Origin of the sequence: Klebsiella sp. Ech2A, assembly GCF_030078455.1 — a bacterium.
GTDB classification, from domain to species: Bacteria; Pseudomonadota; Gammaproteobacteria; order Enterobacterales; family Enterobacteriaceae; genus Klebsiella; species Klebsiella terrigena.
The window spans coordinates 1-19,431 of the sequence record NZ_JAQGFU010000087.1; the positions used below are offsets into that span (position 1 = coordinate 1).

General features: G+C 58.8%; 18 protein-coding genes and 1 pseudogene. 13 read left to right on the forward strand and 6 right to left on the reverse strand.

Translation table 11 applies throughout. The features are described 5' to 3' along the window. From PFH44_RS15970 to PFH44_RS15980, 3 genes are all read left to right on the forward strand, one after another. A partial coding sequence (locus tag PFH44_RS15970) for a CS1-pili formation C-terminal domain-containing protein (RefSeq protein WP_283825495.1) occupies positions 1 to 1,376 on the forward strand: 1,376 nt, incomplete at its 5' end. A gap of 40 nt (positions 1,377 to 1,416) precedes the next feature. Beyond that, entirely contained in the window at positions 1,417 to 3,009 is a 1,593-nt protein-coding gene (gene ecpD / locus PFH44_RS15975; protein WP_283825504.1) for a fimbrial adhesin EcpD, read from the forward strand. Beyond that, positions 2,999 to 3,694 carry a fimbria/pilus periplasmic chaperone gene (locus PFH44_RS15980; protein WP_072051743.1) on the forward strand — a complete coding sequence of 232 codons (696 nt, stop codon included), beginning with the start codon at positions 2,999 to 3,001 and terminating at the stop codon, positions 3,692 to 3,694. The genes ecpD and PFH44_RS15980 overlap by 11 nt, the downstream gene beginning before the upstream one ends. Here the strand turns inward: PFH44_RS15980 and PFH44_RS15985 are convergent. The 3 genes from PFH44_RS15985 to PFH44_RS15995 are packed head-to-tail and all read right to left on the reverse strand — an operon-like array spanning position 3,691 to position 6,249. Next, on the reverse strand, positions 3,691 to 4,452 hold the full coding sequence (locus PFH44_RS15985; protein ID WP_283825496.1) for an inositol monophosphatase family protein: 762 nt from the start codon (positions 4,450 to 4,452) through the stop codon (positions 3,691 to 3,693). The two genes, PFH44_RS15980 and PFH44_RS15985, sit on opposite strands and share 4 nt — an antisense overlap. A 10-nt stretch (positions 4,453 to 4,462) precedes the next feature. Next, entirely contained in the window at positions 4,463 to 5,482 is a 1,020-nt protein-coding gene (locus PFH44_RS15990; RefSeq protein WP_283825497.1) for a LacI family DNA-binding transcriptional regulator, read from the reverse strand. Continuing rightward, on the reverse strand, positions 5,479 to 6,249 hold the full coding sequence (locus PFH44_RS15995) for an MBL fold metallo-hydrolase (RefSeq protein ID WP_283825498.1): 771 nt from the start codon (positions 6,247 to 6,249) through the stop codon (positions 5,479 to 5,481). Before PFH44_RS15995 ends, PFH44_RS15990 begins: the two co-directional genes overlap by 4 nt. A gap of 172 nt (positions 6,250 to 6,421) precedes the next feature. Between PFH44_RS15995 and PFH44_RS16000 the strand changes: the two genes are divergently transcribed. The 4 genes from PFH44_RS16000 to PFH44_RS16015 all read left to right on the forward strand — a co-directional run bounded on the left by PFH44_RS16000 (position 6,422) and on the right by PFH44_RS16015 (position 10,395). Then, positions 6,422 to 7,471 carry an ABC transporter ATP-binding protein gene (locus tag PFH44_RS16000; RefSeq protein WP_283825499.1) on the forward strand — a complete coding sequence of 350 codons (1,050 nt, stop codon included), beginning with the start codon at positions 6,422 to 6,424 and terminating at the stop codon, positions 7,469 to 7,471. Positions 7,472 to 7,500: 29 nt separating this feature from the next. Continuing rightward, positions 7,501 to 8,640 carry an ABC transporter substrate-binding protein gene (locus PFH44_RS16005; RefSeq protein WP_283825500.1) on the forward strand — a complete coding sequence of 380 codons (1,140 nt, stop codon included), beginning with the start codon at positions 7,501 to 7,503 and terminating at the stop codon, positions 8,638 to 8,640. Positions 8,641 to 8,707: 67 nt separating this feature from the next. Continuing rightward, entirely contained in the window at positions 8,708 to 9,538 is an 831-nt protein-coding gene (locus PFH44_RS16010; protein WP_283825501.1) for an ABC transporter permease, read from the forward strand. Between the two features lie 14 nt (positions 9,539 to 9,552). Continuing rightward, the gene (locus tag PFH44_RS16015; protein WP_152643926.1) at positions 9,553 to 10,395 is read left to right on the forward strand and encodes an ABC transporter permease; all 843 of its coding nucleotides are present in this window, start codon (positions 9,553 to 9,555) and stop codon (positions 10,393 to 10,395) included. Positions 10,396 to 10,448: 53 nt separating this feature from the next. On the opposite strand, the gene PFH44_RS16020 is transcribed toward PFH44_RS16015, so the two are convergent. Then, positions 10,449 to 10,730, reverse strand: a complete 282-nt coding sequence (locus PFH44_RS16020) for a YjcB family protein (protein ID WP_041143628.1) — start codon at positions 10,728 to 10,730, stop codon at positions 10,449 to 10,451. A gap of 545 nt (positions 10,731 to 11,275) precedes the next feature. On the opposite strand from PFH44_RS16020, the gene PFH44_RS16025 reads away from it, so the two are divergent. Further along, positions 11,276 to 12,880 (forward strand): EAL domain-containing protein, encoded by a 1,605-nt coding sequence (locus PFH44_RS16025; protein WP_283825502.1) that lies wholly within the window; start codon positions 11,276 to 11,278, stop codon positions 12,878 to 12,880. On the opposite strand, the gene soxS is transcribed toward PFH44_RS16025, so the two are convergent. Further along, positions 12,865 to 13,194 (reverse strand): superoxide response transcriptional regulator SoxS, encoded by a 330-nt coding sequence (soxS, locus tag PFH44_RS16030; RefSeq protein WP_041143630.1) that lies wholly within the window; start codon positions 13,192 to 13,194, stop codon positions 12,865 to 12,867. The two genes, PFH44_RS16025 and soxS, sit on opposite strands and share 16 nt — an antisense overlap. Before the next feature lie 86 nt (positions 13,195 to 13,280). Between soxS and soxR the strand changes: the two genes are divergently transcribed. From soxR to PFH44_RS16050, 4 genes are all read left to right on the forward strand, one after another. Beyond that, positions 13,281 to 13,739: a redox-sensitive transcriptional activator SoxR gene (gene soxR / locus PFH44_RS16035; RefSeq protein WP_041143631.1), complete on the forward strand. Its 459-nt coding sequence runs from the start codon at positions 13,281 to 13,283 to the stop codon at positions 13,737 to 13,739. A gap of 258 nt (positions 13,740 to 13,997) precedes the next feature. Continuing rightward, positions 13,998 to 14,666, forward strand: coding sequence for a glutathione S-transferase family protein (locus PFH44_RS16040; RefSeq protein ID WP_159237627.1), 669 nt, complete (start codon positions 13,998 to 14,000; stop codon positions 14,664 to 14,666). 395 nt (positions 14,667 to 15,061) lie between these two features. Then, positions 15,062 to 16,411 carry an NCS2 family permease gene (locus PFH44_RS16045; protein WP_045853429.1) on the forward strand — a complete coding sequence of 450 codons (1,350 nt, stop codon included), beginning with the start codon at positions 15,062 to 15,064 and terminating at the stop codon, positions 16,409 to 16,411. A gap of 148 nt (positions 16,412 to 16,559) precedes the next feature. Next, on the forward strand, positions 16,560 to 18,206 hold the full coding sequence (locus tag PFH44_RS16050; protein WP_045853428.1) for a Na+/H+ antiporter: 1,647 nt from the start codon (positions 16,560 to 16,562) through the stop codon (positions 18,204 to 18,206). A gap of 78 nt (positions 18,207 to 18,284) precedes the next feature. On the opposite strand, the gene PFH44_RS16055 is transcribed toward PFH44_RS16050, so the two are convergent. Further along, positions 18,285 to 19,169 (reverse strand): LysR family transcriptional regulator, encoded by an 885-nt coding sequence (locus tag PFH44_RS16055; protein ID WP_283825503.1) that lies wholly within the window; start codon positions 19,167 to 19,169, stop codon positions 18,285 to 18,287. A 103-nt stretch (positions 19,170 to 19,272) separates the two neighbouring features. Here PFH44_RS16055 and PFH44_RS16060 point away from each other — a divergent pair. Next, positions 19,273 to 19,431: pseudogene (locus PFH44_RS16060) on the forward strand (CidA/LrgA family protein); the annotation flags it as partial.

Sequence of the window (19,431 nt, forward strand, 5' to 3'; positions counted from 1 at the left end):
CCGCCAAAGGGAGCTGGCTGGCCGGGGCTTCGGCAACGGGCTCGGTGGGCGTTTTCAGCTGGGCCGCAACCGGCTACGGCTACGATAACAACGCCGTCGGCGAGACCCGGCTGACCCTGCCGCTGACGCAATCCATCAACGTGAACCTGCAAAATATGCTGGCCAGCGACAGCTCGTGGAGCAGTATTGGCAGCGTCAGCGCCACGCTGCCCGGCGGCTTTAGCTCGGTCTGGGTCAACCAGGAAAAGACCATAATCGGCGACAGGCTGCGGCGCAGCGACGCCGATAACCGGGCGATTGGCGGGACGTTGAACCTCAGCCCGCTGTGGTCAAAGCTGGGCACCTTCAGCATCAGCTATAACGACGATCGCCGCTATAGCAGCCACTACTACACCGCGGATTACTATCAGACCCTCTACAGCAACGCCTACGGTTCGCTGGGCCTGCGCGCCGGGATCCAGCGCTTTAACAACGGCGCCAGCAGCACCAGCACCGGGAAATATATCGCGCTCGACTTTTCTCTGCCGCTCGGCAACTGGTTTAGCGCCGGGATGACCCACCAGAACGGCTACACCATGGCCAACCTGGCGGCGCGCAAGCAGTTTGAGGAAGGGAGCACCATTCGTACCGTCGGCGCCAATATCTCCCGGGCCATCTCCGGCGACACCGGGGATGACAAAACCCTGAGCGGCGGTGCCTATGCCCAGTTCGATACCCGCTACTCCAGCGGGACGCTGAACGTGAACAGCGGCACCGACGGCTACGTGAATACCAACCTCACCGCCGGCGGCAGCGTGGGCTGGCAGGGGACAAATATTGCCGCCAGCGGGCGTACCGACGGTAACGCCGGGGTGATTTTTAATACCGGTCTTGAAGATGACGGCAAGCTCAGCGCCAGGGTAAACGGCCGGGTATTCCAGCTCTCGGGCAAACGCAGCTATCTGCCACTCTCGCCCTACAGCCGCTACGAAGTCGAGCTGCAGAACAGCAAAAACTCGCTCGACAGCTACGACATCGTCAGCAGCCGCAAAAGCCGTCTGACGCTCTATCCGGGCAACGTGGCGGTTATCGAGCCGGAAGTGAAGCAGATGGTGACCGTCTCAGGGCGTATTCGCGCCGAAGACGGCACGCTGCTGGCCAATGCGCACATTAATAACCACATCGGGCGTACCCGCACCGATGACAAAGGCGAGTTTGTGATGGATGTAGATAAAAAATTCCCGACCATCGACTTCAGCTACGGCAACAACCAGCGCTGCGAAGTGGAGCTTGAGATTAACAAAGCGCGCGGGGCGGTATGGGTCGGTGATGTGACCTGTAACGGCTTGAAAACCTACGCCAGCAACCTGGCGACGGGAGAGAATTATGAAGGCTAAATGGGGTGCGCTATTGGCGATTGTGCTCGCCCTGGGCGTAATGATGCGGGCCTCTGCGGCGGTGACCAAAACGAACTGGCCCGACGCGGCGGCGATGCAGTATGTGTTTGTGGAAAACAACGCTGACGATAACTATTTCGTCACCCCTGGCGGCGGGCTCGACCCGCGTCTGACCGGTGCCAGCCGCTGGACCGGCCTGAAGTATACCGGTACCGGCACTATCTATCAGCAGAGCCTGGGCTATATCGATAACGGCTACAACACGGGGCTAAACGCCAACTGGCAGTTTGATATGTGGCTGGAGAATTCGCCGGTATCTAACCCGCTGAGCGGCCTGCGCTGTATTAACTGGTACGTTGGCTGCGATATGGCGACTAGCCTGATTCAGGCGCCGGCGCTGGATGCGAGCGGTTTCTACGGCGTGACGGTGACCACCGGCGGGGCTAAATGGATGCACGGGATGCTATCCGACGCCTTCTACCAGTATCTGCAGCAGATGCCGGTAGGCGGCAGTTTCTCCATGACTATCAACGGCTGTCAGACCTCCGTTAAGTACGATGCCAGCAGCGGGGCGCGCTGTAAGGATCAGGCTTCGGGAAGCTGGTATACCCGCAAGGTCACCCATACCAAGGCCGCAAACTTAAGGCTGCTGAACACCCATTCCCTTACCGAAGTATTTATCAATACTGATGGGGTGCCAACGATCGGCGAGGGGAGCACCAGCTGCCAGCCTCAGACTATCGGCACCCGCTCCGGCCTGAGCTGCAAGATGGTTAACTATGCTCTGGAAAACAACGGCCTGAGCAATACCTCCATCCATATTTTCCCCGCCATCAGCAATTCGTCGCTGGTCTCCGCGGTGGGGATCTATGATATGCAGTTCAGCCTCAACGGCAATTCGTGGAAGCCGGTAAGCGGCATCGCATACTATTACAATTTCAATGAGATGAAGTCCTCTGACTCTATTTACATCTTCTTTTCGAATAACTTCTTTAAGCAGATGGTCGCGCTGGGGATTAGCGATATAAATACCAAAGATTTGTTTAACTTCCGCTTCCAGAACACCACGTCGCCGGAGTCCGGCTGGTACGAGTTTTCTACCTCCAACTCGCTGGTTATCAAGCCGCGTGATTTCAGCATCAGCATTATTTCCGACGAGTACACCAGCGCGCCGAGCCGCGAGGGCTACGTCGGCCAGGGCAAGCCTTCGCTGGATTTTGGCTATATCGTCACCACTAGCGGCAGGACCGCCGCCGACGAGGTGCTGATCAAAGTTAACGGCCCGGCGCAGACCATCGACGGGCGTTCATACTGCATCTTCAGCTCCGCGGACAATACGACGAAAGTCCCTTTCCCGGCGACGCTAACCTTCACGACGCAAAGCGGCGGCAACAAAACCTACGATGCCGGCTGCGACGATAGCTGGCGCGACATGACCGATGCGCTGTGGATGAGCACGCCGTGGAACGACGCCTCCGGCGATCCGGGAGTGATGAATAAAACCACGGTCAGGTTCTCCATCCCGATGAATGACGCGATCTCGCTGAAAACGATCGACGATGACGGCTGGTTCGGCGAAGTGAGCGCTTCAGGTGAAATTCGGGTTCAGGCGACGTGGCGAAATGTTAACTAATACGATGCGCGCGATGGCGTGGCTGCTGGCCCTCTGCCTGCCGGCGGTCGGAGAGGCCATATCGGTCGGTAACCTGACCTTCTCGCTGGGGGCGGAAGAGAGCTTTGCCGCCAAGCGGGTGCTGAATAATAACCAGAGCGCGCGCCTGTATCAGGTCTCGGTGGTCGGCATCGACCGTCCTGGCGGGAAAGAGGTTCGCTCCCGTCCGGCGGACGGCGAGCTGCTCTTTGCGCCGCGCCAGCTGACCCTGCAGGCGGGGGAGGGGGAATATTTTAAGTTCTACTATCACGGGCCGCAGGATAACCGCGAGCGCTACTATCGGGTCTCGTTTCGTGAAATCCCTACCCGCAACCGCGTCGAGCGCAATACCGCCGGGGCGGCGGTGAGCATCGACCCGGTGGTGGTGGTGGAGACTATCCTGGCGGTGCGTCCGCGTCAGGTCGATTTTAAATGGGCCTTTGACCGCCGGGCGGGCACCGTCAGCAACAGCGGCAACACCTGGTTTAAGCTGCTGATTAAGCCCGGATGTGGGGCAACGGAAGAGGACGGCGACGCCTGGTACCTACGCCCAGGCGACGTGGTGCGCCAGGCCGCGCTGCGCCAGCCTGGCGACAAGTACATAATTTACAACGATCAATTTATCAAAATATCCAACGACTGCCCGTCGCCATCGGCGGGCGGTTAGCTGCCCGTCAGGGCCATCAGGCGCGACTGAACCTCGGGGCAGCCGGCCAGCACCAGGTTACCGCTGAGCAGGCCGTCGTTGGTCAGAAAGTCGCTGCTTGTCCCGCCCGCTTCGACGATCAGCAGGATACCCGCCAGCGCATCCCAGCTGTTCATATGCGCCTCATAATAGGCGTGCACCTGGCCGGCGGCGACGTGGGCCAGCATCAGCGCCCCGGCGCCAAAGCGGCGGTACTCCATGCCGGCGTCAATCACCCGCTCAAGCATGCGGGCGTAGTTTGCGGCAGGCGCCCGGCTGGAGCGCCCCATGCCAATCACCACCGTTTCCGGGTCCGGCTCGCGCAGCGCCAGGCGCTTATCGTTGAGAAATGCGCCTTCGCCGCGGCGGGCAAAGAAAAACTCGTTGCGATCCGGGGCGTAGATAATTCCCAGCTCCAGCACGCCCTGGCTGACCCAGGCCAGAGAAATACACCAGTAATCCATGCCCAGAATATAGTTGGTGGTGCCGTCGATAGGATCAATGACCCAGGTTCCCTGCTTCCCGGCCCGCAGGCCGCTCTCTTCGCCGAGGAAACCGTCCTCCGGGCGATGGGCCTCCAGCCAGGCCTTGATCTCCTGCTCGACGAAAACGTCGGCCTGGGAAACAAAATCCTGGCGCGCTTTTTTATCCACCTGCAGTCCCGCATCGCGCAGCTCCTGCGCGCGCGTCCCTAACTGGCGAATCAAACTGCATAGCGACTGCTGCTGTTCTTCGGTCATAGCCTGGCTCTTATGTGGTTGATGGCGACGTGCGCCGGTGAATTAAATCGACCTTCACCCACGTGGTGCGTGAAGGCTGGAGCGGATCGCTGGCCCTCTCCAGCAGGCGGGTGAGCGCCTGGCGGGAGATCTCCGCCACGTCCTGATGCAGGGTGGTGAGCCGGTAGCTGTACTGTGCCGTTTGCGGCGTGTTATCAAACCCGATGAGCTGAAAATCCGCCGGCGCCTCTTTGCCGCGCTGGCGCATGCCGTCAAGAAAGCCGCAGGCCAGCTGCGCGTTGGCGCAAAAAATCCCCTCCAGCGCGTCGTCGGCGTCGGTGGCGGCCTGCAGCCCGCCCTCGTAACCCTCAAGGGTGGCAAGCAGCGGCTGAAGATCGCGCCGCGTATCCACCCCAAGTGCGCTGAGCGCCTGATAGAACGCTTCCCCGCGCATTTGTCCGGCCCAGGTCGAGTGGCGATGGTTTAGCCAGCCAAAGCGGCGGCAGCCGGCGGTTACCAGCTGCTTCGCGGCCAGCGCCGCCCCGGCGGCATTGTCCGAACAGACGTAGTCGACGCCGGGAATATTGGGCTGGCGGTTAATGCCGACGACCGGAATTTGCTGCTGGGCGAACTCGTAGACCAGCGACTCGGGCGGCTGGCCGGAGGTGACGATCGCCCCGGACACGCGAAACTGCGCGAAGCGGCGAAGGGTCTGGGCCAGATCCTGCTCGCTGCGGATCTCGCTGACCAGCGCCTGAAAATCGCGGCGCTGGATCTCGCTCAGCAGCCCGTCGAGAAGGCTGCTGCGAAACGGATCGTTGATGCGGGAAACGATCACCCCGATCAGGTGGCTGCGCCGGCGGTTGAGCCCCTGGGCGAGAAAGTTGACCTGATAGCCCAGCTCTTCTGCGGCGCGCAGCACCCGCTCGCGGGCGGCGGGCGAGATGCTGCCGTTATTGCTCAGCGCGCGGGAAACGACCGCGCGCGAGACGCCGGCGCGGCGGGCAACGTCCTCGGCGGTAATGCTCTGTTTTCGGGGAAGTGCGCTCATGCCGGGCTTTCCTCGCCGCTGCGCGGTGGCTGATGAAGATCGTATTGTAAGCCGTCCTGGCTGACGAACAACCCGTTCCACGGCCGGCAGGCTACCCGCAGCGCCGGCAGGATCGCGTCGTAGCAGTGATAGAGCCCCATGGCGGGTAGCGCCAGCGTTTGAAACAGCGCCAGGCAGGCCGGGAAATCGCCGTGGGAGGCGTCGTCGTTCAGGGCGGTGAGCGAGGCGCACTCCTGGAACGCCAGGTCTGCCCCCGCCATCAGCGCGATCGACTGCGCCGTTGGCCGGCCGTCGCCGCTGTAGAACAGGCTTTTCCCGGCGAGGGTGATGCGGATCGCGCGGTTGCTGAGCTCGTGCTGGGTTTCGGCGGTGCGGATCTGCCAGTCGTGCCAGGTCCACGCCGGGGTGACGTCGCGCCACTCAATCGCAAAGCACAGCGCGGTGTCCGGCCAGTTTGCCAGCAGCGCCAACTGCATCAGCACCGGACGCTGCAGCGGCTGGCTGTAGATAATCAGCGGCTTGTGGCGGGAAAAGCTTTTCCAGTAGTTGAGTAGCGCCGTCAGGCCGGTACAGTGATCCGGATGGACGTGGGTGAAGTAAATGGCATCGATATCGTTAATATTGCCCCCGCGCTGCCACAGGGCGCGAGGGATGGTGGGGCCGCAATCAATCAGCCACTGGCGATTGTTATTATCAATCACGCGCAGCGCAGAGGTATTTTGGCTCTCTGAGAAGGCGCTGCCGCAGCCGAGAACGTCTATTTTCATTTACCCTCGCCAAAAAATTTTCGCACTTAATTAAATTGTCACAAATACCCGACAAAGTAGGCTCACATCATGTCGAGTCAAGGTTGCATTTTTTTTACAGCCAAATGAACACGTGTTCATACCGGCGCGAATAAATAAAAAAATGCCTACAGAAGAGTTTTGGATACCGAATATGAGCTATCTGCACATTGCCAGCCTGAGAATTAGCTACGGCGATAAGGTTGTCCTGCATAATATCGACCTGGCGGTAGAGAAGGGGGAGATGATCGCCCTGCTGGGGCCATCGGGCTGCGGGAAAACCACGCTGCTCAATGCGCTCTGCGGCTTTATCCCGGCGCAAAGCGGGGAGATCGTCGTCGCCGGCAGGGAAATTACCCATAGCCCGCCGGAGCAGCGCAATATTACGATGGTTTTTCAAAGCTATGCGCTGTGGCCGCACCTGACGGTGGCCCGCAATATCGGCTACGGCCTGAAGCTGCGCCGGTGGCGGCGCGACGATATCGACCGTCGGGTGGCGGAGCTGCTGCAGATAGTCAACCTCTCGGGGTTGGCGGAAATGAAGGTGACCGAGCTTTCCGGCGGCCAGCGTAAGCGGGTTGCCCTGGCGCGCGCCCTGGCGATTGAACCGGACGTGCTGGTGCTGGATGAGCCGCTCTCCAACCTGGATGCTAAAGTCCGCCTTAACGTCCGCCATGAAATAAAAGCGCTGCAAAAGAAGCTCGGCTTTACCTCATTAATCGTCACCCATGACCAGCAGGAAGCGCTGGTGATGGCCGACCGTATTGCCGTATTAAATAACGGCAGGATTGAGCAGTTAGGAACGCCGGAAGAGATATATCAGCGTCCGGCCACGCCTTTCGTCGCCGATTTTATGGGGGCCGATAATAAAATAAATAGCCGCGATATCCGCACCCTCGACGGTATTCACTGGCACAGCCCACAGGCATATTCCGCTACCAATTCTGGCGAGCAGATTATTTATTTCCGCAGCACCGACGCGGCGCTCCTTTCAGTCGCGGATAGCGCGCCGCAGGAGGGGCTGACCCTCGACGGCATCGTCGAACAAAGCGCCTTCCTCGGCCATTTATATCGCCACAGCGTACGCTGCCGCGATCGCCTGCTGCTGGCGGATTCTACCCGCTGCTGGCCCGCCAGCTCTCCGGTCAGGCTGCACGTGCCGACGCCGGCGCTGCATATTTTTCCTTCATCTCATGCAAGTTGACATCATCGTGTTCATTCTGGGGATAAACCATGTTTACTAAAACAAACGTTGCGCTCGCGACCGCCGTACTCCTGAGCTACGGCGCGCAGGCCGATACCATCCTGAACGTCGCGACGGCGGGCGATCAGAATATGGTGGATTACGTAAAAACCTGGCTGGGGCCAAAGTTTGAGGCGGCGCATCCGGGCGTCAAGGTGCAGGTTATCGGTACCGGGCCGGGGGACGCGGGCTCGAACAAAATTATCGAAAAGCTGACGGCGCAGAAGGCGAGCGGCGCCAGCAGCTGGGATATTGACGTCGCCGTGGTGCATCAAAAAGCCGGCGGCGAGCTGGTGGAGAAGGGGCTATTAGAGAAGTACCGCCAGCAGATTAAGACCGGCAGCCTGGTCAGCGCCGACAACGCTAAAAATGCCCTCGGGGTGAACGTCGACGGCTACGTGATGCCGATGTTTTTAAGCCAGACCGCCATTGCCTGGAACAGCGAGACGATCAAAACCCCGCCGGCCTCCTACGATGAGCTGGTGGCCTGGGCGCAGAAAAACCCGCAGGCCTTCGGCTATAACGGGATCAAAAACGGCATGTCCGGGGTCAGCTTCGTGGTGGGCTGGATGTATGCCTACGGCACCGACGCCCAGCGCCTCTCCTCCCTGCCGTACGATAAAAGCGTGGAGAAAAACTGGGGCCAGGCCTATGAAAAGCTGAAGGCTTTTAATAAAAACGTCACCTTCACGCCGGGCAACGCCGGGACGCTCGATATGCTGGCCCGCGGGGAGATCGCGATGGGGCCGGTGTGGGTGGACATGTTCTACAGCTGGAAGGATCAGGGGAAGCTGCCGCCGTCGATCAAGCTCTCCCTGCTGGCGCCGGGCATGCCGGGTCAGCCAATGTATTACGTGACCCCGGCGAAGGCGGCGAATCCGCAGCTGGCGCACGAGTTTATCGAGCTGGCGACCAGCCCGGAGGTGCAGGCGCAGGGGATCGTGAAGCAGTTTAACTGGTATCCCGGCATCGATGCGCAGCACGTTAAGCCGCAGCTGGACGCGGGGACGTGGCAAAAGCTGTTTGCGGAGATCTCGCCGCAGGCGCTGGCGGAATACGGCAAGAACTTCCCGATTACCGCCTATTTTGACGATATTAAAGAAGGCTACGAAAGCCAGGTCGCTAACTAATCTTCGTCGATGCCCGGGGCGGCCGCGCGTCGCCCGGGCATTTCTCCTTGCTGATATCAGGTTTGCTATGCGTATTTCGCTGAAATATCTGCTGCTGGTGGCTCCCGCCGGGCTGACCATCGCCGTGCTGTTTTTATATCCGCTGGGCTTCTCGCTGATTGCCGCCTTTACCGACGATGCGCAGCGGCTGACCCTGGCCCACTTTCGCAAAGTCTACGCGCTCTACTCCACCGATATTCTGTTCACGCTGATCGTCGTGCTGAGCTCCGTGGCGCTGCTGGCGCTGATTTCTATCACCCTTTCCGCGGTGATTACCCTGTCGTCCTGCCGGCCGATTGTGCAGATGCTGGCATTTTTATATCGGCTGCCGCTGTTTATTCCCTTTATCGTTGCGGCGCAGATGATGCGCACCTTTCTGGCCAAAAACGGCCTAATGAACAATGCGCTGGTTGCCAGCGATCTGCTCACGCCGATGGAGACGATCTCCTGGCTGGGCTGGAAGGGCATTATTATCACCTTCGTCTGGAAGCAGCTGGCGTTCGCCACGCTGCTTATCTGCGGCGCAATGGCGGCGCTTGAGCAGTCGCAAATTCTGGCGGCGCGCAACCTGGGCGCCTCTCGCCCGCGGATCCTGTTCGATATTATTCTGCCGCAGGTGCTGCCCGCCATCGGCGTGGCGCTGGTGCTCTCGACCGTCACTATGATGTCGGTGCTGTCGGTGCCGCTGATGATAGGCGTCGATACGCCGACGATGATCACCGTTGATATGGCGTTTCGCGTGAACTCCTACGGGGATTACGCCGTGGCTAACGCCCTCGGCGTCGTGTCGCTGCTTATCTGCGGCACGCTGTCGTGGTTTTATCTGCGCCACAGCCTGCGGCAAAAAGGGGGAGAATAATGAAGGAGGTTACGATGACGTCACCCGCGACGCTGCTGGCGAAAGGGCGGAGAAAGCTGAGCGCCAGCCTGCCGCTGCAGACGCTGCTGCTGGTTCTGATGCTGCTGGCGATGTTTGGCCCGCTGCTGAATCTGCTTATCTGGACGGTGGCCGAAAGCTGGTTCTTTCCCCATGCCCTGCCCAGCCAGTGGGGGCTGAAATACTGGTATCAGGTGTTCAGCCCCTATAGCGATGTTTCGGGCTCTTTGCTGACCAGCGTGCTGATTGCCGTGCTGTCGGTGCTGGTGTGCCTGCTGATTTCGATCCCCGCCGGCTATGCGTTATCGCGGCGAGGGATGCCGCTGCGGGTGGGCTTTATGCTGCTGTTTCTTATTCCGCAGGCGTTCCCTAACCTGACGGTATATATGAATATTGCCCGGCTTTTCTATCAGTGGGGGCTCAACGGCACCGTGGCCGGCGTGGTGCTGGTGCACAGCGTGCACGGGCTGATGTATTCGGTATGGATCTGCGTGGCGGCGTTCTCGGCGGTCGATCCGCTGCTGGCAAGAGCGTCGCGCAATCTGGGGGCCGGGGCGGTGTATACGTTTTGGCATATCGTTTTGCCCCAGGCATCGCCGGGGATTATTGCCGCCAGTATTTTTGTCTTTCTGGAGTCGCTGGACGAGTTCACCGGCACCTTTTTTGTCGGCGCGCCGGATATCACCACGCTGCCGCTGCTGCTATACAACGCCAGCATGTCGGGAAACTATCAGGTGTCGTCTATTACTGCGCTGATTTTATTACTGCCGTCGCTGCTGTTTATGCTGGTTATTCATAAATTTATGCGCCCGGAAATGCTGGCAAAAATGGGCAAATAGCGCTCAGGCTACCCGCCAGTAAAAACGCTTCCCACCGGGAAGCGTTTTTACTATCAGGTCATCATCATCGGCCACTCTGGCGGCGTCTGGCTCATCACTTCAACCATGACGTCTTTAATGTTGCCCCAGATTTTGGCAACGTCTATCAGAGTGATACCGAGCAGGCCGGTGGCAAACCAGCAGGCGGCGACCAGCCCCAGGCAGCTGCAGATCACCGCTAAGCCGGCATAGTCGCTTTTACGCAGCTGAATATTCATCGAGCTGGCTAAAAACATCAGCACTGCGCTCACCAGCGGCCAGCGCAGGAGTATGACACTGGTAGTAATGGAAGCCATTAACCTGATCCTCAAAGAAAGTCGGGGGCCTTTGACAACCTGGCGAGACTAACGATGACGTGGCGCTCTGGCTATCGACGGGCAAAGAAACGTATAATGAAACAATGTTTCCGTTTCATTAGGATATGTGAACTATATCACACTTGTTCTTTTATTCACCAGCCAAAAATTGCGTTTTTTATGTGCTTATAAACCATTTTAATATTGTGGTTAATGGCGCGATGCGCCATAGCCATGCCCGCTATGCTGCTGAAGCTAATGTATTAATACGATGGATTGTTTTTTTGCCAGGCTTATATCTACGGGTTTTATTACCTGTTCGCAGTCATCACACGGTTAAACCGAATCAGAAAGCGCTGCCGCTCTAATTATGTCGAGAATGTTTCTCGATTGTTCTATAAGTTAGTATTATTCATCATTATCAGCTGTGGGGTTTTTACCCTCAATAGCCGAATGCCTAAATGACCGGCGCTGTATAGGCGTAGGCATCTGCCATTGTGGACTGTTACCGTGATTAAGGCGTATCGCATGGATATAAAGCGGAAATGAGTCGTAGCGCGCCACATAAGGCGTTGAAAATATTCGGAATTACCCTGGTTATCCTGCTGCCAGTGGTGCTGGCCTTGTGGCTTGCCCAACACCGGGCCAGGGTGGAAACCAACGACCAGCTCCGCTCGCTTTCTCAACTGGCGCTGCAGAAAACCGAAATGGTTATTCATGAGGCCGAGCAGGCGCGTAAAAAGGCCATGCAATATCAGGGGATAATATGTTCGCCGCAGCACCAGCGATATATGCTGGATATTGTTCGCAGCCTGCTTTACGTCGAAGATTTAGTCTATGCGGAAGGCGCTGATTTCTTTTGCTCAACCGCCGTTCATCCCGATACGGCGTGGCATGTCGAGACGGCTAATTATATAAAAAAGCCGGATGTCGCCATCTATTACTATCGCGATACGCCGTTCTATCCCGGCTTTGCCATGACCTATATGCAGCGCGGCCACTATGTCGCGGTTATTAATCCACTTTCCTATAGTGCGTTAATATCCAGCGATAGAGATTTAGCCTACGGCCTGTTCGATACCAAAACGAACCAGTTTTTCTCCGTCAGCAAAAATACCGACGCCGCGGCGTTACGTCCGCTGATCCGCAGCGAAGACACCTTTTTCCAGCAGGATCGCCGGGTATACACCGTTGCCCATTCGGCGAACCGGCCTATCGCGGTAATCATGTCCACCTCGCGCGTGGGCTACTATCAAAATTTATATGACCAGATCGTGCTCACCCTGCCGCTGGGCCTGATTGGTAGCGGGCTGATGTTAATGCTGTGGCTACGAATCCGGCGGCAGTACCACTCCCCGCGCAGCAGGCTGCAGCGCGCGCTGAGCCGTCGCCAGCTGTGCCTGCACTATCAGCCGATCGTCGATATTAAAAATAACCGCTGCGTCGGGGCCGAAGCGCTGCTGCGCTGGCCAGGATGCGATGGCCCGGTGATGAGCCCGGCGGAGTTCATTCCGCTGGCGGAGAACGAAGGGCTGATTGCGCAGGTGACGGACTACGTCGTGGATGAGGTGTTTGCCGATCTGGGCGAATTCCTCGCCAGCCATCCGCAGCTGTACGTTGCGATTAACCTCTCGGCCACGGATTTCCACTCCGCGCGGCTGATTAGCCAAATTAGTGAAAAGGCGCAAAGCCACGCGGTATGCATCAGCCAGATTAAAATCGAAGTGACAGAACGCGGATTTATTGACGTGCAGAAAACGACGCCGGTGATTCAGGCGTTTCGCGAGGCGGGATATGAAGTCGCCATCGACGATTTCGGCACCGGCTACTCCAACCTGCATAACCTTTCTTCGCTCAACGTGGACATTCTCAAGATCGATAAATCCTTTATCGATACGCTGACGACCCACGGCACCAGCCACACGATCGTCGAGCATATTATTGAGATGGCGCGCAGCCTGCACCTGAAAACCGTGGCCGAGGGTGTCGAAACGCTGGACCAGGTGAAGTGGCTACACAAGCGCGGCGTCCGCTACTGCCAGGGCTGGCATTTTGCCAAGGCGATGCCGGTGCAGGAGTTTAAGCAGTGGCTGGTTAAGGCACCAGCGCTGCTGAACGCCTGCGCGCAAAGCCGTCAGGCGGAAATCTGATGGCGATAGTCGCTGGGCGTGCGGTCATACTCCCGGCGGAACACCCGTGAAAACGTCTGCTGCGAGACGTAGCCCAGATCCATCGCGATATCGAAAATCGGGCGCTGGGTGGTTCTGAGGGCTTCAGCGGCCAGTAACAGCCGACGTTGGCGAATGTAATCACCCAGCGTCTGATGCGTAACGGCGCGGAACATCCGCTGGAGATACCACTTCGAGTACCCCGATTTTTTGGCGACTACATCAATGTTAAGTGGTTGATCGATATGTTCATCAATCCATTCAATAAGCGTTTGGATAATATCCTGATGGGACATAAAGCGGCCTCTCTCTCAATTCTCGATTCGTCGTTTTGTCTGCGGGCGAGTATAATTCCTCAAGTTAACTTGAGGTAAAGCGCTTTATGGAAAAGAAATCACCCCGTATTAAAATGCTGTTGACCCCTGGCGAAGTGGCAAAACGTACCGGCGTTGCCGTCTCGGCGCTCCATTTCTATGAAAGCAAAGGGCTGATTCACAGCCAGCGCAATCCGGGCAATCAGCGGCGCTACCGTCGTGACGTGCTGCGCGCGGTGGCGATTATCAAGATTGCGCAGCGCATCGGCATTCCGCTGGCGACTATCGGCGACGCCTTTGGCGTGCTGCCCGAAGGCCACAACCTAAGCGCCAAGGAGTGGAAGCAGCTATCGTCGGTGTGGCGGGAAGAGCTGGACCGGCGTATTCATACGCTGACCGCGCTGCGCGATCAGCTGGATGGCTGCATCGGCTGCGGCTGCCTGTCGCGACGGGACTGCCCGCTGCGTAACCCGGGTGACAAGCTGGGTGAAGAGGGGACCGGCGCGCGGCTGCTGGAGGATGATTAAAAAACTAAAGCGCCACAACAGGGCGCTTTAGTTGTTTTCCGGTCTTTGTCTTTCGCTCTATCCCGCTGGTTCACAGGAGGGTTTCCCCCGACGTCGGCTCCCCTCAGTATTGCGCAACAAGTTGATGGAGGTTCCGGATTGCGCCGACACCTTAATTGTGGCACATCCCCTTAAATCCACCCGCTTATTTTGGCGAATTTTTCCCGCCATTCACCGCCAGTTCCTATAGTTAATTTGAACAAACGACGGGAGAGACCCATGCTGACGGTACATCACCTTAATCAATCGCGATCGCAGCGCGTGCTCTGGGCGCTGGAAGAGCTGCAGCTGCCCTATCAGATTGTCTGCTATCCGCGGCAGAAAAATATGCTGGCACCGCCGGAGTTAAAAAACATTCACCCGCTGGGCAAATCCCCGGTGGTGGAGGACAACGGCTACGTGCTGGCGGAGTCCGGGGCGATCCTCGAATATCTGCAGGAAACCTACGACAGCACGCAGCAGCTGCGGCCGCAGGCGATGGCGGACAGGCTGCAGTACCGCTTTTGGCTGCACTATGCCGAAGGCTCGCTGATGCCCCTGATGCTGATGAAGCTGGTCTTTTCCAGCCTCGGCAAGGCCCCGGTGCCGTTCGGCATGCGTACGCTGGGCGGCGCGCTGGGGAAGGGGATGCAGAAGGCCTGGCTGGACCGGCAGATTGCCACCCACGCCGGCTTTATCGAAGATCACCTCTCCCGATGGCCGTGGTTTGCGGGCGAAAACCTGAGCATGGCCGATATCCAGATGAGCTTTCCGCTGCTGGCGCTGCAGTCGCGCGGCGGAATTGACGGACTTGCGCACGTCGCCCGCTGGACGCAGCGTATCGAGCAGCGTCCGGCCTGGCAGCGCGCCATTGAGCGCGGCGGCCCCTTTACGCTACCGGGTGCCTGAGGCATCACCTTTTACGATGGCCGGCGCGAATTGCTATCAGCGCAATACAAAAATGTTAGCAGATTGCGCATAGACGATAACGTTTGCGCATCGGCTGGTTATTTCCTGAACGTCATAAGCGAAATTTAGCGAAATACGACAAACTTCAGTTGAAAAGGGCCATCTAAAGGCTGGATAATCGTTTGCCTTATTATTTTGCTCGCTATTTATCCTGCTAACAGGGGGTGAGTAAAGTAATTTTGACCACCGTATTGTATGCGCGGAGTTAAACGTTTGCTTTTTTTGCAGCCCCCCTGGCGCTGCGATATATAGCACAAGGAGATCGCGTTGAACTGGCAGTGGATGGTCCACCACGCATACCGACGAATGATAAAAATTCTCAGGGGAAGTTTTCTATGTCTACGCCTTCAGCGCGTACCGGCGGTTCATTAGACGCCTGGTTTAAAATTTCGGCTCGCGGCAGCTCCGTGCGTCAGGAAATTCTTGCAGGTTTAACCACTTTTCTCGCCATGGTGTACTCGGTAATCGTGGTACCGGGCATGCTGGGTAAAGCCGGGTTCCCACCGGCAGCGGTGTTTGTCTCCACCTGCCTGGTGGCGGGCGTGGGCTCCCTGGTGATGGGGCTGTGGGCCAACCTGCCGCTGGCAATCGGCTGTGCTATCTCGCTGACCGCCTTTACCGCCTTCAGCCTGGTGCTGGGGCAGCAGATCAGCATCCCGGTTGCGCTGGGCGCCGTGTTCCTGATGGGCGTGCTGTTTACCATTATCTCCGCAACCGGCATTCGTAGCTGGATCTTACGCAACCTGCCGCAGGGCGTTGCGCACGGCACCGGTATCGGTATCGGTCTGTTCCTGCTGCTGATCGCCGCCAACGGCGTGGGCCTGGTCATTAAGAACCCGTTGGACGGTCTGCCGGTGGCGCTGGGTAATTTCGACAGCTTCCCGGTGATTATGTCGCTGGTGGGGCTGGCGGTGATTATCGGTCTCGAAAAGCTGAAGGTGCCGGGCGGCATCCTGCTGACCATTATCGGCGTGTCGATCGTCGGCCTGATTTTCGACCCTAACGTTCACTTCTCCGGTATTTTCGCCATGCCGTCGCTGAGCGACGATAAAGGCAATTCGCTGATCGGCAGCCTGGATATTATCGGCGCGCTGAACCCGGTGGTTCTGCCGAGCGTGCTGGCGCTGGTGATGACGGCGGTATTTGATGCCACCGGCACCATCCGCGCGGTCGCGGGGCAGGCGAACCTGCTGGACAAAGACGGGCAGATCATCAACGGCGGTAAAGCGCTGACCACCGACTCCCTGAGCAGCGTCTTCTCCGGTCTGGTCGGCGCGGCGCCGGCGGCGGTGTATATCGAATCGGCTGCGGGTACCGCTGCCGGCGGTAAAACCGGCCTGACCGCGGTGACGGTTGGCGTGCTGTTCCTGCTGATCCTGTTCCTCTCTCCGCTCTCCTATCTGGTTCCCGCCTACGCCACCGCTCCGGCGCTGATGTACGTCGGCCTGCTGATGCTGAGCAACGTGGCGAAGATTGATTTCAACGATTTTGTCGATGCGATGGCGGGGCTGATTACCGCGGTCTTTATCGTGCTGACCTGCAACATCGTTACCGGCATCATGATCGGCTTCGCGTCGCTGGTGATTGGCCGTCTGGTCTCCGGGGAGTGGCGCAAGCTGAACCTCGGCACCGTGATCATTGCCGCAGCGCTGGTTATCTTCTACGCCGGCGGCTGGGCAATTTAAGCGATTTATGCTGACAGCGGGCGGCTCAGGCCGCCCGTTTAATTTTTAAGCCACATCCTGTTTCCTTTTGCGTTAATCTGGGTAGCGTATCATTTCGAGACATGACGCCTCAGATGTAAAATAAGAACACGCAGCAAACAGGGAACACATGGAAATATTCTTTACCATACTCATCATGACCCTCGTGGTCTCTCTCTCCGGGGTGGTTACACGCGTACTGCCCTTTCAGGTTCCATTACCTTTAATCCAGATTGCCATCGGCGCGCTGCTGGCCTGGCCTACGTTCGGGCTGCACGTCGAATTCGACCCCGAGCTCTTCCTGGTCCTCTTTATTCCGCCGCTGCTTTTTGCCGACGGCTGGAAGACGCCGACCCGCGAGTTCATCGAGCACGGGCGAGAGATTTTTGGCCTCGCGCTGGCGCTGGTGCTGGTGACGGTGGTGGGGATTGGCTACCTCATCTACTGGATTGTCCCGGGCATTCCGCTAATTCCGGCCTTTGCGCTGGCGGCGGTGCTGTCGCCGACCGATGCGGTGGCGCTCTCCGGGATTGTCGGCGAAGGGCGGATCCCGAAAAAAATTATGGGGATACTGCAGGGCGAAGCGTTGATGAACGACGCCTCCGGCCTGGTCTCGCTGAAGTTTGCCGTTGCGGTGGCGATGGGCACGATGGTCTTTACCGTTGGCGGTGCGACGGTCGAGTTCTTCAAGGTGGCGATAGGCGGCATCCTCGCCGGTTTTGTCGTCAGCTGGCTCTACGGGCGCTCGATGCGCTTCCTCAGCCGCTGGGGCGGCGACGAGCCGGCCACGCAGATTGTGCTGTTGTTCCTGCTGCCGTTTGCTTCCTACCTGATCGCCGAACACATTGGTTTTTCCGGGATCCTGGCCGCGGTCGCGGCGGGGATGACCATCACCCGTTCCGGGGTGATGCGCACCGCGCCGCTGGCGATGCGCCTACGCGCCAACAGCACCTGGGCGATGCTGGAGTTCGTGTTTAACGGCATGGTGTTCCTGCTGTTAGGCCTGCAGCTGCCGGATATCCTGTCGAGCTCGCTGGTGGCGGCGGAGGCGGATCCCAACGTCGAAACCTGGATGCTGTTTACCGATATTATCCTGATTTACGCCGCCCTGATGCTGGTCCGCTTTGGCTGGCTGTGGACGATGCGCAAGCTCAGCCAGCGCTTCCTGAAGAATAAGCCGATGGAGTTTGGCTCCTGGACCACCCGCGAGCTGCTGATCTCCTCGGTGGCCGGGGTGCGCGGGGCGATTACCCTCGCCGGCGTGCTGTCGATACCGCTGCTGCTGCCGAGCGGCGACGTTTTCCCTGCGCGCTATGAGCTGGTGTTCCTTGCCGCCGGGGTCATCCTGTTCTCGCTGTTTGTCGGCGTGATTGCGCTACCGATCCTGCTGCGCCACATTGAGTCGACCGACCATGTCCAGCAGCGTAAAGAGGAGCGCCTGGCGCGCGCCGCCACCGCGGACGTGGCGATCGTGGCGATTCAAAAAATGGAGGAGCGGCTGGCGGCGGATACCAAAGAGAATATCGATAATCAGCTGCTGACGGAGGTCAGCTCGCGGGTGATCGGTAACCTGCGCCGGCGGGTCGACGGGCGCAACGACGTGGAAACCTCCATCCTCGAAGAGCAGCTGGAGCGCCGCTTCCGCCTGGCGGCGCTGCGCTCAGAGCGCGGCGAGCTGTACCACCTGCGCGCCACCCGCCAGATCAGCAACGAGACGCTGCAGAAGCTGCTGCACGACCTTGACCTGCTGGAAGCGCTGCTCATCGAAGATCAATAGCCGCCGCCGCTCCCCGCTGGGGGGCCGTGCGGCTTGCAGGGCTCGCCCGGACCGGCGCAACGCGCCGCCTCCGGGCGTTTACTCATTGAGCCAGAAGCTTTTACTGCACGCCAGCCACGCCTGGGCGCTATGCGACAGATAGACCCCCTCCCGCCAAATCATCCCCAGTTCCCAGCTTAGCCCGCTCTGCAGCGGGATCGTGCAAAAATGCCGGGCGTCGAGGCGCTCGCAAATCGGCTGCGGCAGGATAGCCACGCCAATGCCCGCCTGAACCATCGCGGCGAGGAAGTCCCACTGCCCGCTGCGCACCGCGATGCGGGGCTTGACGTCATGGTCGGTAAACAGCTGCATCAGCTGCTGGCTGAGGGCGAAATCTTCGTTATAAATCACCAGCGGATGGGCGGCGAGCGCCTGCGGCGACAGCGAGCTCACCGCCTCCCACTGCGCCGTTCTCGGCGCCAGCACGCACAGCGGATGGTTGAACAGCGGCAGCGTCGCCAGGCCGCTCTCCTCGTCGACCGGCAGCGCCGTCATGGCCAGATCCAGCTCGCCGTCGCTGACCGCCTGCTGCACGGTCAGGCCGCCGAACTCGGCAATTTTTAGCTCCACGCCCGGATAGCGCTGGCGAAACAGGCCGATCGGTTCGGCCATCAGCATCCCGACCATCGGCGGGATCCCCAGCCGCAGAATGCCCTTATGCAGGTGGTTTATATCGCTCAGCTCGGACTCCAGCTGGCGGAATTCGCCCAAAATCGCCTGCCCGCGCTCGAAAACCACCCGGCCGGTATCGGTCAGCAGCAGTCGGCGGCCGTCGCGAATAAGCAGCGTACAGTTGAGCTCATCTTCGAGGTTTTTTAGCATCTTGCTGATGGTGGGCTGCGTGACGAACAGTTTTTCCGCCGCGCGGGTGAAGCTCTGCTGACGGACGACCTCGACAAAATAACGCAGCGTGCGGATATCCATAATTATTCCCTGAGACTATACCTGTGATGATTTTAATTCATTTCTGTCCAACCTGGCGGCTCACTATACTGCTCGCCTGGCTTCTTTTTCAGGAATATCGCTCATGGCCTTCGCGCCAGCTCGCGTTACCCCCTTCGTTATGCAACGCCTTCAGGTACCGGTTCAGATACTGGTTTATGCCGGACTCTTTGTCTGCGCTCAATATCTGGTGAACTGGCTGCACCTGCCGCTGCCGGCAAATCCTGTCCCTTATACACATTTC